Source organism: Pediococcus damnosus (assembly GCF_001437255.1).
Classification (GTDB): Bacteria; Bacillota; Bacilli; order Lactobacillales; family Lactobacillaceae; genus Pediococcus; species Pediococcus damnosus.
In genome coordinates this window covers 1-16,458 of record NZ_JQBD01000006.1, presented here as the reverse complement: position 1 = coordinate 16,458, position 16,458 = coordinate 1, and the positions used below count along the sequence as shown (strand labels likewise).

Below are 16,458 nucleotides of genomic sequence, written 5' to 3'. Positions count from 1 at the left end.
TTTACCCCAAAATAATCAGAATGTCATCTGGCTAATAAGTATAAAATAAATAATAGGAGCCGTTTAACTACAATTATTGCAGTTAAACGGCTCCTATTTTTGTAGCTATTTAGTCAGTTGCGTCGTTTACTTTTTTTGCGGCCTTGTCTTTTAAATCAGCCTTTTTATCCTTGAGTTTTCCAGTTTCCTTTTGTGTCTTACCTTCTAACTCTTTGGAATTATCACCGGTTGCTTTTCCGGCTTCTTCCTTGGCCTTACCAATGGTTTTATCTTTTAATGCGTCGAACTTATCGTTAGTTTTTGACATTTCTAAAGCCTCCTTATGGTTTGTATAACCATTATCTTTGTTTTGGAGAGAAACGTCAACAAGTTTGCCTATTGATAAAATTTTATGGTTTTAGTTTTTAATAGTTTCTAAAAGTGCAAATGGTTGAAACTCAAACTGTAAGCATTATAATTACAGTTGAAATCAAGAAAAGGGGTTTTATAAATGAGTAAAGTTATTATCTTGGGGGCTGCTGGACATATTGCCCGACTTGCAGCAAAACAATTAATCAAAGAAACAGATGCACAATTAACATTGTTTGTGCGTCATCCAAAAAAGTTAACAGATGTTAATCAAGATCGTGAAACCATTGTGGTTGGTGATGTAAATAATGAGACTGAATTGACCGCAGCATTGAAGGGACAAGATCTTGTTTACGCAAATCTTGGACCAGATGATACAGATAAAATGATTCCTCACATTGTGAATGCCATGCATAAAGTGGGCTTGAAACGTTTGATTTGGATTTCCACATTGGGTGTCTTTGATGAAGTTCCTGGTAAATTTGGTGATTGGAATAAGCAAATGCTTAATCCAAGTGGCTATCTACCAACGCAATCTAAAGCAGCTAGTGAGATTGAAGCTTCTGATTTAGATTACACAATTATCCGACCTAACTGGTTAACGAATAATGATGAAGTTGACTATGAAACTACCGGTCGTCATGACGAGATGAAAGGAACAGAAGTTTCTCGAAAATCAGTAGCTGATTACGTTGTTAAACTCATTCAAGATCCGAAAAAAGATGTTCGGACCTCAACAGGTTTGAATAAACCAAATACAGATGGCGATAAACCAAGTTTCTATTAATTTTAAATAAACAAAAACGATCATTTGAACCTGGATGTGTTTAATCCAGGTTCAAATGATCGTTTTTTAGTTAAAATTATTTTTTGGTTAGAAACAATCGGTATCCAATGAATAATAATCCGCTGATCGATCCAACTGCAAACAAAGTGAAAATAATGCGGCTGATTATCAGTGTTATCAAAACGAGTGATCTGTCCATAATTTCCCTCCAAATGTTAAAGCGACGTTGTTTTAAAATTATGTGTGGCCGGATCATACACATGTTTAAATAGTAAATTGTCGTGTTTTTCAAAAAAAACATTGTCATTCTCTGAATCAAGATAGAAAAACGAACTTTTCCCGTCATTTTCAAAAAGTAAGCCAGCTTCAGGAGGGTTGATTTCCGTCAGGGATGCTGTTGGTGTGGCCAGGTGAGAGGCAATGTATTTTTTATTAATTGATAATTCATGGTTAGTTTTCCTCATTTGAAATTGTATTCGTGTTAGTTGTTTCATCAGTATTCAAAATATATTTATTTAAAATATCGGATGAGATTCCGGGCGTTTTTTTGACGATAAATTGCGCTACTGGAGAATCAGATAATTGGGCCTGATAGGCATCATTTGGTAAAAATTGGCTGACACTCAAAAGGATAAAAATCACAAAATAGGCAATGATAATGCTGACAATTCCACCAGCCAGACCGTTTACCTGCTTGATAACCGGAATCCATGTAATTAGACGTGACCAGCGGGCGATCAGACGAACTAGTAACCAACCAATAGCCATCAGGATTATGAAAGAAACGGAACTCATGACGGCCGTATTACCGGCAGAACTTTGATTATTACTGAAACTTGTGGATAGCAAACTGGCTACAGGGCCACACAAAACTTTGGCAAAGATGAAGACGGCAAAATAGCCAATTGTATATAGCAGTTCAACAACGAATCCTTTGTGGAGACCACTAGTAAATTTCCATAGTAAAATGGCAATAATGATAATTGAGAGAAGCATCGCGCCACCTCCTTTAAAGTAAGTACTTTGAATTTACCATAACTTAGAGGTGAATTACGAATAGCTTGAAAAACTTAACATAAATTAAATAGACGACTGGTTGTTTGAATCTATGGCATCAGTGAACAAGCGGTACCTAGTTAACTTTTTTAACGTTTCCGCGCCAAACCCAACCTTTTGCAGTACCATGTTGAGATTTAACGTAGTAATAGATTGCACCATTTTCTACTTTTTCTTGTTTTGTTGCTAACCATTTAGTTTTGGGATAATTTTTTAGATGATGCAATCTTTTGCCACCTGGTTTTGAGTAGATCCATGCAGTGCTATTTTTACGTATATACTTGGCCAATTGCATTTTTTGTGACCATAACACATAGTTTTTATTATAGAGAGTGACCCAATTTGTTTTACCAGTATGATCATTTACCCAATAATAATGTTTTTTACCAAGTCCATTTGCAAACCCTTTTTTCTCCACAATCCAGTCGTGACTGGCCGAATGATGAATGGTAATTACATCACCTCTGTGTAAATTTGCAGTAGCGCAATAGTAACTTAAATAGTCCGGATTTACTGGGTGAACTTTGCTGATCGTTGTTGTCTTGGTGACAATAACTTTTCTTGGAAACGACCACCAGTTAAAACTGTGTGCACTGACACTGGTTGGTATTCCCAGCAAAATAAGGCTTATTCCCAGAATTAGTGTGATTCGTAATTTGCGCATTGAAAAACTCCTCCAATTATTTATACAGCTTTTTATGTCGTCAGATTTGGACAAAACTGTTTACCTAAATGGAATTTACGCGATAACCAACCGAAATAATGGCATCTAAATTATAGAAATTAGTTAGTTTCGATTGAGTTTTTCCTTTTATGGCACCATGTTGAGTGTTTAGTGCAGATTTTGCACTGATCACTTTTTTATCTAGTTCGCCAGTTTCAAAAATATCTTTTAGGTGTCGATTTATGGTTGTACGATTAACCCCAAATAATTCGGCTATTGATTTTTGAGTTGCCCAAATGGTTTTATTGCCGATAATGACATCAATGCTGACTGCTCTATTATCAGTTTTGTAGAGTAAGAAATTAGCTTTTTCAGTATTCATTATTTTCTTCCATTTTTAAACTGGTCGCAATCTATCACTTTAGAATATGAACATTATGTAAAACTGATTATGACGATTTTTTGTTTGTGAATAACTCCGTGGTGGGCTTTTAGGAATAAACTCAAGCTTTTAATGTCATCAAGAGTATTAGACAAAGTATTTATTTAATAGTCCAAATATTTGTATCAGAGTTAAACTCCCATAAAATCTCCTCTCTCGTTTTTGCAGTGTATTGATCCCATAGGGCACCATTATCAAAATTAGTTGGGTTTCCACAGTCGGCTGGACTAAATGTTGAAATCCAATCACTATAAAAGTCATTTGTATCCGGTTTAATGGCGTAAAAACAAGTAGTATCGCCATAAATAATGTATCCTTGCACACCGTTTAAAATGACCTGCTGATATGTCTGTCCATTATGAAAGACCATGTCTTTAAAATCACTATTAATCTTTACCGAAACAGATGCGCCAGTTGTTCCAATTCTATTGAAATTTGAATCATAAAAGTTAACGCTATATATGATGACTCCATCTATTGCATTTTTATATGGCTTTTCCAAATTAAAAGCATTTTCTGCAGTACTGAAGTTAGATTGAGCCGTTTGAACTTTAGCAATTAAGTTTTGCACATTTGTATTAAATGATGTGTCGATATTGCTGGTTGAAAATTGATCTAACGAGTAAGGAGCTACAAATTGATTTAATTTAGTTACGGCGTCAGAATATGCCTTAATGGTTTTGTCGTTGCCTGTTTTATAAAAATCATCGCTTTTAGCAGAATTAAATTTATTATTAATGGTTGCTATTTGTTTATTCAATGCTTGCTTATCATTTATAGTGAGTGTGTGTAATTTATCATATGCACCTTTTGCGGAGTTATAAGCAGATTGTGTAGTTTGACAAGTATTCAGCAATTTAGTTTCATTGTTGATAAAACTAGAACTAATTTTGCTAGGAGAAGTTGTGCTCTTCAAATATGATGCTACATAGGTATCTAGCTTGGGTATCTAGCTTGGTTACAGCATTATTATATGCAGAGATAGTCTTACTACTATTTGATTTATAAAAATCACTATTCTTAGTTGATTTCAGAGCATTATCAAATTTTGAAATCTTACTCTTTAATACTTTTTTATTGGCTGGTGTCAATACATTTTTAGCGTATTTGTATGTAATCGTATAGGTAGGTTTTTTTGTTAATTTGGTGATCTTACTTGATTTAAGAGTAAAACCTGAATATTTTGACTTAGAAGCGGTATAACAACTAATATTTTTCTTTGGGGCTTTAAACTTGGAATTTAATTTGAGTGTTTGTTTGCTCGTTGCTAGTAGCTTATTACTTGGATCCTTGTAGTAAACAATCATTGAGGCACTTTTAATTGTCTTAGGTAGCGATGCGACTTTAATGGTAATAGTTTTGGTTCGATACTTTTTTTTCGATGCAGAAACTTTTAGAGACCAAGAACCTAATTTACTTACTTTGACTGAATATTTGCCTTTATTAGAGGCTTTTGAAGTACCTAACGTCTTTGATCCATGTTTTACAGTTATCTTTGCTGATTTTGTAGCAGTACCGGTAACTGTTTTTGATGCCGTATTAAGTTTTGATACTTTCAGAACGGTATACTTAGCAGATTTGGCCATAACAGTAGGTGCTGCAGTTAATGGTGTAATGATTGCCAAACATATCACCATTTTTTTAATGAATTTATACATAATAAAAAACTCCTCCAAAATATTTCAGCTTTTTTTGTCATCAGTTTTGGACAGAATTTTTGATTTAGAAACTAATTCAGATATCTAATTGTGTTCTTTATCAATCATTTTTTTAACTTGTTTATCGAAATCAGATGTTATTTTTTGAGTTTTATTAAATTCGTCATATTCCTTTGAAGCTTTATTTTTAGCGCTTTTCATGGAGATGGATCCATTATCGGGAAGTACTGCATATTCTCGAAATGATAAGAAACGATCAATGCTATCAGAAAATTCTTGCATAGTAAAAGTGTTGTGTCGTTCGGTTAGATCCTCTACATAATCAAAATAGCTGGATACATTACGTTCAAGTTTTCTAATTTGATCTTTATCTAAATAGTTTTTAGCAACTTGGGCATCTGATTTTAAAACGCGCCCATTAGGTGAATTTTTCCACGTGGTTAGTCCCATGTGTGGCTTGCTATGGTCAGCGTGTTTGTAAATGATTTCGGCGCCTGTTTGTCCTGTAATAGCGTAGTGAAATTTATTTTGCACGGTAGCATAGAAGTTTTTGGTGACTAGACTTTTAGGGTCGTAGTCTGAACTGATTTCCGCAAAGATATCTGTAACCTTCTGCCATACTCTTCTTTCACTAGCGCGAATTGAACGTACTCTTTCAAGCAGTTCATCAAAGTAATCTTTATCAAGCAAATTAGAGCCCTGTTTCAGCCGTTCATCATCAATGGCAAATCCCTTTATCATATACTCATCAAGGGTCCGGGTAGCCCACTGACGAAAGTGGGTAGCTTGGATGGAATTTACGCGATAACCAACCGAAATAATGGCATCTAAATTATAAAAAGAAGTTAGTTTTGATTGAGTTTTTCCTTTTATAGCACCATGTTGAGTGGTTATTACACTTTTTGTAACAACCACTTCTTCATTTAATTCTCCAGAAGTAAAAATATCTTTTAAATGGCGACTTATGGTAGCAATGCTAACTCCAAATAATTCGGCTATTGATTTTTGAGTAGCCCAAATGGTTTTATCACTGATAATGACATCAATGCTGACCGCTCTATTATCGGTTTTGTAGAGTAAGAATTTAGCTTTTTCAGTATTCATTATTATTTCCCCCATTTTTAAACTAGTCGAAATCGATCACTTTAGAATACGAACATTCTGTAGAACTGATTTTGACAATATTTTATCTGTGAATAACTTTTTTAGTCATCATGAATAAGTACGTGTTAAGCCGTTTTACTTTTTTATTTTTCTGCGTCTGTATTTTCGCGTATGAAAAACACTATGTTTAATTTTGTCGTTCTCATCATCAGTGTTGGCTGTAGCATTGCTTATGCCTATGGATAAAAACATAAACAGCGCAAAAGCTAGAGCTAAAATGCCACGTTTATTTTTCATTTGATCCTCTTCTATCTAAAATTCGAATAGGTTCCTTAATTAAATGCTGATTAATATATTCATTTCTCATAATCTTTTGAAACCGCCACGGTTTATTAAATTATTTTCCTACTGCCATTTATACTGTCATTTGTATCTTTTAATCAGTTGTATAAAAAATAAAAAGGTTGGTACAATAGGCGGTTAAAGTCGCCTATCCGTACCAACCTTTTTCTATCAATGGACCCTAACGGATTTGAACCGTCGACCTCTTACATGCGAAGCAAGCGCTCTCCCAGCTGAGCTAAGGGCCCAAAAAGCTTACTTAACCAGTATAACGCAAAACTGCAGAAGAAGAAATTTAAACTTTTGAGTACTTTCAAAGCTAAATAGACAAAAAGATAGAACAGATTGTATTCTGTTCTATCTTTTAACTTAACAAACTTATTTACTTAATCGTTTTCTCGAAAACCAAGCTAGACCGCTCAACAACACAACACCTATCACAACTAGTAAAACATCTCTGCCACTCCCAGTTTGAGGAAGGACACCTTTGATAGCTTTTTTAACTTTCTTAGCTAACGTTGTGTTTTTCTTAGTATGAGGTGTTTTATGCTGAACCCTTTGTACTTTTGGTTTAACAGGTGGTTTAGGATTTGGTTTATTGGGTACCTTAGGCGTCTTGTGTTGATTTGGTTTATTAGGCTTATTAGGATTAGGAGTATTTGGAATAAGCGTATTGGTAAAGCTGTTTCCAGCCTGTTTGCTTGTGTAACCAGACACTTTTTCTTCCTTAACTGTATAAGCAATTAATTTACCATTGGAATCATATTTCGCTAAATTAGAGAAACTATACTTCCAATCATCGGCGGCAGTAACTTTCTTACTGTCGATTTTATTACCATTCTTATACAAATCAATGGTAATGCTATCAGGCCGCGTATGATCCGAATTGTTATCGTCTTTCCAAGTCTTGGTTCCGCTGATATTAGTTTCGCCAGTAACGGTATTTGTGAAGTCATTGCCATCTTGTTTACTTGCGTAATCAGATACTTTTTCTTCGTTAACCGTGTATTTGTTTAACTTACCATTGGAATCATATTTCGCTAGGTTAGAGAAGCTATATTTCCAATCGTCGGCGGCAGTAACTTTCTTACTATCGACTTTGTTATCATTCTTGTATAAATCAATGGTGATGCTATCAGGACGCGTGTGATCCGAATTATTGTCGTCTTTCCAGGTCTTAGTCCCACTGATATTAGTTTCGCCAGTAACGGTATTTGTGAAGTCATTGCCATCTTGTTTACTTGTGTAACCAGTGACAGGAGCTTCTTTAACTGTAAATTTATTTGGGTTACCTTGAGAATCATATTTCGCTAGGTTAGAGAAACTATATTTCCAATCATTAGCGGCAGTAACTTGTTTACTGTCGACTTTATTGCCATTCTTATACAAATCAATGGTGATGCTGTCAGGCCGTGTATGATCTGCGTTATTGTCATCATTCCAAGTCTTTGTCCCACTAATTGCAGTTGGTTCAGACACGGTATTGGTAAAGTTGGTTCCATTTTGAGTGCCTGTATAATCAGGAACCTTTTCTTCAGAGACCGTATAGTTAATTGAGTTGCCTTGGTCATCATACTTTTCTAGATTTGAGAAATTATATTTCCAATTATCTGCGGCAGTAACTTGTTTACTATCTACCTTGGTACCGTTCTTGTATAAATCAATGGTGATACTGTCCGGACGTGTGTGATCGGCATTTCGGTTATCAAGCCATGTCTTTTCACCACTAACTGCGGTGGTGCCAGAAACAGTGTTGGTGAAGTTGGTACCAGATTGATTGCTTGTATATCCTGGCACCTTTTCTTCGGAAACAGCATATAAAATTCGGTTACCCTGAGCATCATATTTGGCTAAATGAGAGAAGTCATATTGCCAATTAGTAGCTGCACTAACTTGTTTGGTAGCAATTTGTGTGCCGTTCTGAGACAAGTTAACGGTGATGTGATCAGGACGCGTATTGTTGACGTTGTTGCTATCATTCCAAGTTTTGTTACCAGCAATTTCAGTTTCGCCAGTAATCGTATTTGTAAAGTCGTTATTCGTTTGACTACCTGCGTAGCCCGGAACAGCTTCTTCTTTTACGCTGTAAGTAATTAAATTACCATCGGCGTCGTATTTATCTAAATTATCAAAACTATATTTCCAGTTGTCAGCAGCAGTAACTTGTTTACTATCAACTTTGGTGCCGTTTTTGAACAAATCAACGATAATGCTATCTGGTCGGGCACCATCAGCATTGTTATTGTCGGCCCAAGTCTTGGTTCCACTAACGGAGGTTGTACCAGTTAAGGTGTTTGTGATGTTATCGCCATCTACCTTGCTGGTATATCCTGGAACGGCATCTTCTGTCACAGTATACGAATTATCTTTTCCGGTGGTGCTATCATACTTATCTAAATCCTTGAAACTGTATTGCCAATTGTCGGCCGCCGTGACGGTCTTGCTGTCAACCTTTGAACCATTCTTTAATAGGTTCACGGTGACACTGTCTGGCCGGGTATGATCAGCATTATTGCCATCCATCCATGTTTTAGTACCACTAATATTGGTTTTATCAGCAACGGTATTTGTGAAGTTGTCACCATCTTGTTTGGTTGTATAACCAGTAACAGGGACTTCTTTAACGGTATATTTATTTAAATTTCCTTGAGCATCATATTCATCTAAGTTTGAAAAACTATATTTCCAATTATCGGCCGCGGTTACCGTTTTACTGTCAGTCTTTGTACCATTCTTATAAAGATCAACGGTGATACTGTCCGGCCGGGTGTGATCAGCATTATTATTGTCTACCCATGTTTTTGTACCATCGACCTTAGTAGTACCAGAAACAGTATTGGTAAAATCATCGCCATCTTGCTTGCTTGTGTAGCCTGGAACCTTTTCTTCAGAAACAGCATATAAAATCCGGTTACCCTGAGCATCATATTTGGCTAAATGAGAGAAGTCATACTGCCAATTAGTTGCTGCACTAACTTGTTTGGTAGCAATTTGCGTTCCGTTCTGCGACAAGTCAACGGTGATGTGATCAGGGCGGGTATTGTTGGCGTTGTTGTTGTCATTCCAAGTCTTGTTACCAGCAATTTCCGTTTCGCCCGTGATCGTATTTGTAAAGTCGTTATTCGTTTGACTACCTGCATAGCCCGGAACATCTTCTTCTTTTACAGTGTACGTAAATGCTTTACCGTCGGCGTCGTATTTATCTAAACCATCGAAACTATATTTCCAATTATCAGCAGCGGTAACTTGTTTACTATCAACCTTGGTACCGTTTTTGAACAAATCAACGGTAATGCTATCTGGTCGAGCGCCATCCGCGTTGTTGTTGTCGGCCCATGTCTTGGTCCCGCTAACGGAGGTTGTACCAGATAAGGTGTTTGTAATGTTATTGCCATCTACCTTGCTGGTGTAATTCGGTACGGTATCTTCAGAAACTGTGTAGGGGATTTCTTTTCCGTTACTATCATTTTTATCTAAATTATCGAAACTATATTGCCAATTATCTGCAGCAGTAATTGTCTTACTGTCAACCTGCTGACCATTTTTTAAGAGGTTTATAGTGACACTATCAGGACGGGTATGATTGGCATTATTGTCATCAGACCAAGTTTTGGTTCCACTAACCGAAGTTTTATCAGCTGAATTCAATGTATTGGTAATATCAGTTCCATTTACTGCTACTGCACTCGTGTAACCATCTACTGGATCCTCAGTCACCTTATACTTATTTTCCTCAGTCCCAGTTTTATTTACATATTTATCTAGTCCAGTAAAACTGTATTTCCATTTATCAGCGGCAGTTACCTTTTTACTGTCAATTTTCGTATCATTTTTAAGCAGATTAACCGTTATACTATCCGGACGTTTACTGCTTGCGTTGTTGTTATCGTCCCAAGTTTTAGTCCCACTGATTGAAGTTGTGGCAGAATTTGTAACTGCAAGTTTCTGATTAAGATCTGTGTCTGAACCTTCTTTAATCGTAAATGGTATGGGTGTGTTGTCCAATTTATAACCATCTGGTGCTGCAGTTTCAGTAAATTTGTAAGAGCCGGATGCCAGTTTAGATACTGAAATGGTCCCATTGCTATCTGTTGTAAGATTTTGTTCAAATTTGGGATCATCGTCCTTTGTCAAACTGAATTCAGCACCTTGTAAGGATTTGCCAGTATTGCTGTCGGTCTTGTTAAGCGTGACTGAACCGTCATAACCGCCTGCAGTACCGCCGCCACCCCACGGAACATCTCGTTGGCTAGTGTTACCATCACCGGTACCGGTGCCGCTACCTGTATAGGCTGCGGATACTTTGTTTGACCAAGTGTAGCCGGTATCCGGGTTAAGATTAGGTACCTTTACACTGGCATTGTAAACAATACTAATGGCAGTAGTGATGTTGCCCAAATCAATTGTAAGAGTATTACCGTCCTGAGTTACTTTTGCGTCTTTATCTCCAGTTGCTGTAAATTCGCCATTTGCATAAGTCCCTGTTTGAGCTTTTAATGATCCGGCTATGTACTCTTGTCCAGAACCAAGGGTGTCCGTTAAGACAACGTTATTTACATTTTTGCCATCGCGATTTAATAATAAGTTCCAATATAATTTGGTTGGAATACTATCAACTTCACTTGGGGCATCAACCCAACCGTTTTTGTTGATGAATCCAGTATTAGTTGCACCGTTGTTGGTAGTACCTATAACGTTAAGCGATAGGGTTCCCTTTCGACCGTGACTGTTAAATGCTTGAGTAAACGTAATTGTCCCAGTATGTTCGCCAGCTTTTATAGTCACAGTACCAATTTGTGTGCCATCTTCATCTTTGATGGGTACAGTTGTATCAGACTGTGGCGTAACTGTACTTGGTAAAGTTACGGTTGCGGTGTCACCAACATTGATTGTAACGTTGTCAGCTATTGTCCAATTATAATTAACTTTATAATTTGTACCGTTATCCAGGCTAGTTTCATCTGTAACATTATTTCCAGAACTATCTGTAATTTTCGCACCACCGGCTCCCAAACCATCAACGGTAATCCCCGCAGCATTAGCTTTTTGAGAAGTCATGCTGGAAGGAGAAGGAAACGATGTGAAAATCGACATTAACATTGCGACTAGCATTAGAATCGCTTGGAATCTCCGTTTAATTGTATTTGTCATAATAAGCACCCCACATTTTTTAACTTTTAACTTACATATCATTTGCGAATAAATTGGTACACTTACATGTATATATTATCATTTATTGCCGGTAATACTTACATTAATTTGGTTATCTTTACTTTTTTTCAGAAACGTTTATGCAAATACTTCCGATTACTTGAATGCAATTTTTAATTAAGACATGCAAAATCTCCCCAAAATACTTAAGCTGTTATTTTTAAGAATGAGTCATTGATAGTGAACTCATTTATAAGGCTGTTCCATGTTTTAATTATTGTTCTAGGATATAATGAAGGTAATAAATAATACGAGGAGATGATGACGTGCGCACAAAGAAGATTTTAAAAGTAGCTGGCATATCGTTAATCGGGGTGGCTGCTAGTCTTGGAATCAGTAGTTTGGTGAGTTATCAGATGGGGATTAAAACCACTAGTTCGCAGAAGAGACATGCCATTCGTAAAGCCCATAAAAAGGATGACACATTAGATAGTTATGACTGGTATAAACAGTTGGTCAAACAAACCTGGTTTATTCGGGCTGAAGATGGCATTCATTTAGCAGCTGTTTACCTTTCCAATGATAGCGATAAAACAGTTATTCTGGCGCACGGCTACCATAATGTTCATGATCAAATGATTCCGTATGCGAAAATGTTCATGGATTTAGGGTATAACGTCTTAATGCCAGATGCACGTGGCCACGGTGTCAGTGATGGTCACATTGTGGGCTTTGGCTGGTTAGATCGGCGTGATTATATCAAATGGACTGAAGAAATTAATAAACGAAGTACAAGCAAGCAGAAAATCGTGCTGTTCGGTGTCAGTATGGGGGCAGCCACTGTTCTAGCGGCAGCTGGCGAACCTGATTTACCATCAAATGTGGATGCCGTTATTGAGGATAGTGGGTTTAGCTCAGCTCAAAAGGAATTTAGTTATCGTTTGGGCCATCACTACTTTCTTCCACCATTTCTTAGCACATTTGTGAGTCTTATGACACGCGTGACCGGTGGTTATTCACTTAAAGAGGCTGACATTGCTCATCAAGCAGCTAATATCTCAATTCCTGTTTTGATGATTCACGGGGATTCAGATCGGTATGTGCCGGTTGAAATGATGGCTGAGATTAAGGCTTCACTTGCAAAAAAGCTGCCAAAAGAAAGTCATAAAGTTCATGGCGCAGATCATGTGCAATCACGCAAAGCAGATCCTGAGAAGTATCAACAAACAATTGAAGAATTTCTAAAACAATGGGTAGACAAAAACTAAATATCTTATAATGAAGAGATTGGGAAAAGTGCTTTCCTAGTCTCTTATTTTTCTGCTCTTTAGTTTTATATCTAAAACGTGGAAAACAAGGCAGATTTCTCCGCTTAGCTACGATAACCAAATGATTCTCAAACCGAATCGTTAGGTTATCTAGGCTATGCTCGAAATCTAATCGCCTTATTTCCCACTCTTTTTTATAAAAATTATGATAATGTCGCTATTCGTCTGGTTTTCGGTTAAATTCGTATGGTAAACTAGAGCGTATTGATTATAAAATTAAGAGTGGTGAGTTTCGGTGACAGAAATAAGACCAAACTTCCTAATGATCGTGAACCCCTTTGCAGATGCTGGACAGGCTAAAAAAATTTGGCAAAAAATTGAAGTTCAATTGAAGGAAGAAAAAGTAAATTATAGAGTAGAAATGACAGATCATCCCGGAAACGGGGTTCAGCTTGCCCGTGATTTTGCGCTCCATCACAAGTTGGGTGAAAAATGGGTAGTTGTTGCTGTTGGCGGTGACGGAACCTTGCACGAAGTTTTAAATGGGCTTCATTTAGGTGGCGGAGATCAGATTCCCCTGGGCTATTTACCAGCAGGATCAGGAGATGACTTTGCCCGAGGCATTAAGATGCCAACTCAGCCATTAGCAGCAGTTAAACAGTTTCTTGAAGTTCAGCATGCAATTAGTTTAGATGTTGGAGTTTATAAAAATAGAATGGATTCACATGAGACCTTCTTTACAAATAATGTGGGGATTGGTTTCGATGCATCAGTGGTTCATGCTGCTAATGCTGGCCAAAAAGATAATCTAAAAAAATACCATTTACAATCAAATGCCTATGTTGCCTCTTTGATTAAGACCTTTTTTAGGCAAAAGCCGTTTGGATTGTCTGTGAAAACTAACGAGACTGAACAGAAGTTTTCACGTGCTTTTTTAGTCACCACAACAAACATAAAATATTTTGGCGGCGGGGTACCAATTATGCCACTTGCCGATTTGCATGACGGAAAATTAGATTTGGTGGTTGTTGAGCAATTAGGTGCACCTCGATTTATAAGATTATTTATCCAAATGCTGACAACTGGCAACCATCTTAAATCGCGAGTGGTGCATCATTTTCGAACCAGCCAATTGCATCTCGAAACTACTTTACCTGAAAACGGGCAAGTAAATGGTGAAAATATTCAAAAACAAAAGTTTAATATTGATTTCTGGGTAACACAGCGTCCTTTTTGGATAAAAGATGTGGCTCAGTAAAGTAAACAGAATTTCAGAGATAATTGGGGGGATTTTAAATTGAATGCTGTAACTATTTTTGTTCACGGATTTAATGGTGGTGTCCATTCAACGAGAAACATGATTTCATCGGCTCAGCATGCGGGCTTGGCCAAACAAGTTATGACAGCCACGATTACACGTTACGGCAGAATCACCATTTCTGAATCTAAAAATATGAGGGTGAAAAACCCAATTGTGCAAGTGCTATTCGAAAATAACCGCGCACCAGAATTTGTCCAGATTAATTGGTTACATAGCCTATTGATCCTACTAAAACGTGAATTTAATGTGATGGAATATAATGGTGTTGGCCATTCGTTAGGCAGCAACGACTTGGTAAATGAGGCGTTGATGTATGGGGATGACTTACGCGTTCCTAAGTTAAAAAAGTTGCTTACCATTGCAGGACCGTTTGACGGACTGCAAGGATTCCTTGGGGCTCAGCCGGTTCCAAAAATTCTTAAAATGGATTACCGACCCGTGCACCAAACCAAACATTTCAAACGGATGTTGACCTACCGCGATCATTTTCCTAAGGGCGTGCAACTATTTAATGTGGTTGGAAAAATAGAAGGCCATTTTGACAATGATTGTTTTGTGTCGGTTAATTCAGCCCGGTCAGTTAAATATCTTTTACATGGCGTTTTGAAAAATTATCGGGAACTCCTCGTTACTGGTGAGGAAGGTTATCACTGCAGTTTGAATCATAATCCGTTAGTTTTTAACTCCGTGAATGATTTCTTATGGACTGAGCATCCTAACCTACCAAATATGCAAACGCGAAGTACTGATGCACAAGCGTTAGAATCAAATGAAAACAAGACATTAGCTACGACTGCCGTTTAAATTGCAGAGGTAGCTATTTTTTAAGATTTAATTTAGATTTTTTATTTGAGGCGAATTATATGCTTTTTTAATAAACGACGTTCAAAATGAATGGTGTGATTAGAACAAAAGAAATAATTCGATTAAACATTAGCAGGGAAGAGGAGACTATTTAATGGTAGAAAATGTAAAAATTGGTAAGACAAATGTGATGGCAAACCCACTCGGATTGGGAACGAACGCGGTTGGTGGCCATAACCTGTTTCCCAATTTGAATGATGAACAAGGAATTCAAATTGTAAAAGCAGCGCTAGATCATGGCGTCAATTTTCTAGATACAGCCTATGCGTACGGATTTGGTCGTTCGGAAGAGTTGATTGGTAAGGCCATTCAAGGCTATGATCGCAAGAAAATCGTGATTGCTACTAAGGCGGCTCAAACACCGGGGCATCCTGATCAGCTGAATAATTCACCTGAATTTTTGAAACAGGCGGTTGAAGACGCTTTAGAAAGATTGCAGACAAACTATATCGATATTTTTTATATTCATTTTCCAGATGGCAAAACGCCGTTAAATGAAGCTGTTAAGGCGCTGGACGAAAAACGACAAGAAGGAAAAATTAAGGCGATTGGGATTTCCAATGTCTCGCTTGATCAAATCAAGGAGGCCAATAAAGATGGTCTGGTCGATATTGTGGAGAATCAGTATAGCTTGATTCATCGGGATGCCGAAAAAGAACTCATGCCTTATCTAAAAGCCAACCAGATTTCATTTGTGCCATACTTCCCACTAGCATCAGGCTTATTAACCGGTAAGTATTCAAGTACAGTCTCATTTGAGTCGGATGATATCCGACATAATAATCCTGATTTCCAAGGGAAACGGTTTGCAGAAATCATTAAACGCGTGCAAGAATTACGGTCGATTGCGGACAAACATCAAGGCACAATTGCCCAGATTGTTTTGGCATGGTACATTAAAAATCCAGATGTGTCGGTGGTTATTCCAGGCGCCAAGCAGGTTAAGCAGGTTGTAGCTAATGCAGGAGCGCAAAAAGTTACCCTATCTAAAGAAGAATATGGTACAATAAATTCATTGTTTAAAGACTTATAAAAAGTAAGTGCTAAGCAAAGAAATTTCAATTTACGGGAGGAATTATAATGGATGCACAAGAACAACAATTAACGGATCAAGAAATCCTTGATACGATTAAAACTGGTAAAAAAATGCTATTTTTCACAGCTGGATGGTGTCCTGATTGCTCATTCATTAAGCCAGTAATGCCTGAAATTGAAGCTGAATACAATCAATATGATTGGGTAACAGTGGATCGTGACGCAAATATTAAAATCGCGCAAAAATTCGGGGTTATGGGAATTCCTAGCTTCATCGCTTTAGAAGATGGCGAAGAAATTGGTCGTTTTGTGAATGGTGATCGTAAGACTCGTCAAGAAGTAGAAAATTTTGTCGATAGTATCGAAAAATAATCAAACGGATCATTAAAAGGGGTCTCTGTCAAATCGTATTGGTGGA

General features: G+C 37.2%; 15 protein-coding genes and 1 tRNA gene. 6 read left to right on the top strand and 10 right to left on the bottom strand.

The window, feature by feature from the left end; translation table 11 throughout:
• Window positions 1-109 precede the first annotated feature (109 nt).
• Entirely contained in the window at window positions 110-307 is a 198-nt protein-coding gene (locus IV84_RS01440) for a CsbD family protein (RefSeq protein WP_046870980.1), read from the bottom strand.
• Window positions 308-490: 183 nt separating this feature from the next.
• On the opposite strand from IV84_RS01440, the gene IV84_RS01435 reads away from it, so the two are divergent.
• Window positions 491-1,135 carry an SDR family oxidoreductase gene (locus IV84_RS01435; protein ID WP_046870981.1) on the top strand — a complete coding sequence of 215 codons (645 nt, stop codon included), beginning with the start codon at window positions 491-493 and terminating at the stop codon, window positions 1,133-1,135.
• 450 nt (window positions 1,136-1,585) lie between these two features.
• On the opposite strand, the gene IV84_RS01425 is transcribed toward IV84_RS01435, so the two are convergent.
• From IV84_RS01425 to IV84_RS01390, 9 genes are all read right to left on the bottom strand, one after another.
• Window positions 1,586-2,131 (bottom strand): CvpA family protein, encoded by a 546-nt coding sequence (locus tag IV84_RS01425; RefSeq protein ID WP_046870983.1) that lies wholly within the window; start codon window positions 2,129-2,131, stop codon window positions 1,586-1,588.
• A gap of 136 nt (window positions 2,132-2,267) precedes the next feature.
• Window positions 2,268-2,855, bottom strand: a complete 588-nt coding sequence (locus tag IV84_RS01420; RefSeq protein ID WP_056986010.1) for a hypothetical protein — start codon at window positions 2,853-2,855, stop codon at window positions 2,268-2,270.
• A 64-nt stretch (window positions 2,856-2,919) separates the two neighbouring features.
• On the bottom strand, window positions 2,920-3,237 hold the full coding sequence (locus tag IV84_RS01415) for a virulence RhuM family protein (RefSeq protein WP_046870985.1): 318 nt from the start codon (window positions 3,235-3,237) through the stop codon (window positions 2,920-2,922).
• 160 nt (window positions 3,238-3,397) lie between these two features.
• Window positions 3,398-4,213 carry a hypothetical protein gene (locus tag IV84_RS01410; protein ID WP_056986009.1) on the bottom strand — a complete coding sequence of 272 codons (816 nt, stop codon included), beginning with the start codon at window positions 4,211-4,213 and terminating at the stop codon, window positions 3,398-3,400.
• Window positions 4,191-4,955 (bottom strand): Ig-like domain-containing protein, encoded by a 765-nt coding sequence (locus IV84_RS01405; protein WP_056986008.1) that lies wholly within the window; start codon window positions 4,953-4,955, stop codon window positions 4,191-4,193. The genes IV84_RS01410 and IV84_RS01405 overlap by 23 nt, the downstream gene beginning before the upstream one ends.
• Window positions 4,956-5,039: 84 nt before the next feature.
• Window positions 5,040-6,059 (bottom strand): virulence RhuM family protein, encoded by a 1,020-nt coding sequence (locus tag IV84_RS01400; protein WP_046870987.1) that lies wholly within the window; start codon window positions 6,057-6,059, stop codon window positions 5,040-5,042.
• A gap of 135 nt (window positions 6,060-6,194) precedes the next feature.
• Window positions 6,195-6,356 (bottom strand): hypothetical protein, encoded by a 162-nt coding sequence (locus IV84_RS10845; protein ID WP_155386953.1) that lies wholly within the window; start codon window positions 6,354-6,356, stop codon window positions 6,195-6,197.
• Between the two features lie 220 nt (window positions 6,357-6,576).
• Window positions 6,577-6,649, bottom strand: a tRNA-Ala gene (locus IV84_RS01395).
• A 130-nt stretch (window positions 6,650-6,779) separates the two neighbouring features.
• On the bottom strand, window positions 6,780-11,552 hold the full coding sequence (locus tag IV84_RS01390) for a Cna B-type domain-containing protein (protein WP_056986007.1): 4,773 nt from the start codon (window positions 11,550-11,552) through the stop codon (window positions 6,780-6,782).
• A gap of 326 nt (window positions 11,553-11,878) precedes the next feature.
• On the opposite strand from IV84_RS01390, the gene IV84_RS01385 reads away from it, so the two are divergent.
• The 5 genes from IV84_RS01385 to IV84_RS01365 all read left to right on the top strand — a co-directional run bounded on the left by IV84_RS01385 (window position 11,879) and on the right by IV84_RS01365 (window position 16,412).
• A complete protein-coding gene (locus IV84_RS01385; RefSeq protein WP_046870988.1) occupies window positions 11,879-12,820 on the top strand; it encodes an alpha/beta hydrolase in 942 nt (313 codons plus the stop codon).
• A gap of 295 nt (window positions 12,821-13,115) precedes the next feature.
• Entirely contained in the window at window positions 13,116-14,078 is a 963-nt protein-coding gene (locus tag IV84_RS01380; RefSeq protein ID WP_062916630.1) for a diacylglycerol/lipid kinase family protein, read from the top strand.
• Window positions 14,079-14,117: 39 nt separating this feature from the next.
• Window positions 14,118-14,945 carry an alpha/beta hydrolase gene (locus tag IV84_RS01375; RefSeq protein WP_056986006.1) on the top strand — a complete coding sequence of 276 codons (828 nt, stop codon included), beginning with the start codon at window positions 14,118-14,120 and terminating at the stop codon, window positions 14,943-14,945.
• 154 nt (window positions 14,946-15,099) lie between these two features.
• Entirely contained in the window at window positions 15,100-16,038 is a 939-nt protein-coding gene (locus tag IV84_RS01370; RefSeq protein ID WP_056986005.1) for an aldo/keto reductase, read from the top strand.
• Between the two features lie 47 nt (window positions 16,039-16,085).
• Window positions 16,086-16,412, top strand: coding sequence for a thioredoxin family protein (locus IV84_RS01365; RefSeq protein WP_046870991.1), 327 nt, complete (start codon window positions 16,086-16,088; stop codon window positions 16,410-16,412).
• The last annotated feature ends 46 nt before the right edge of the window (window positions 16,413-16,458 follow it).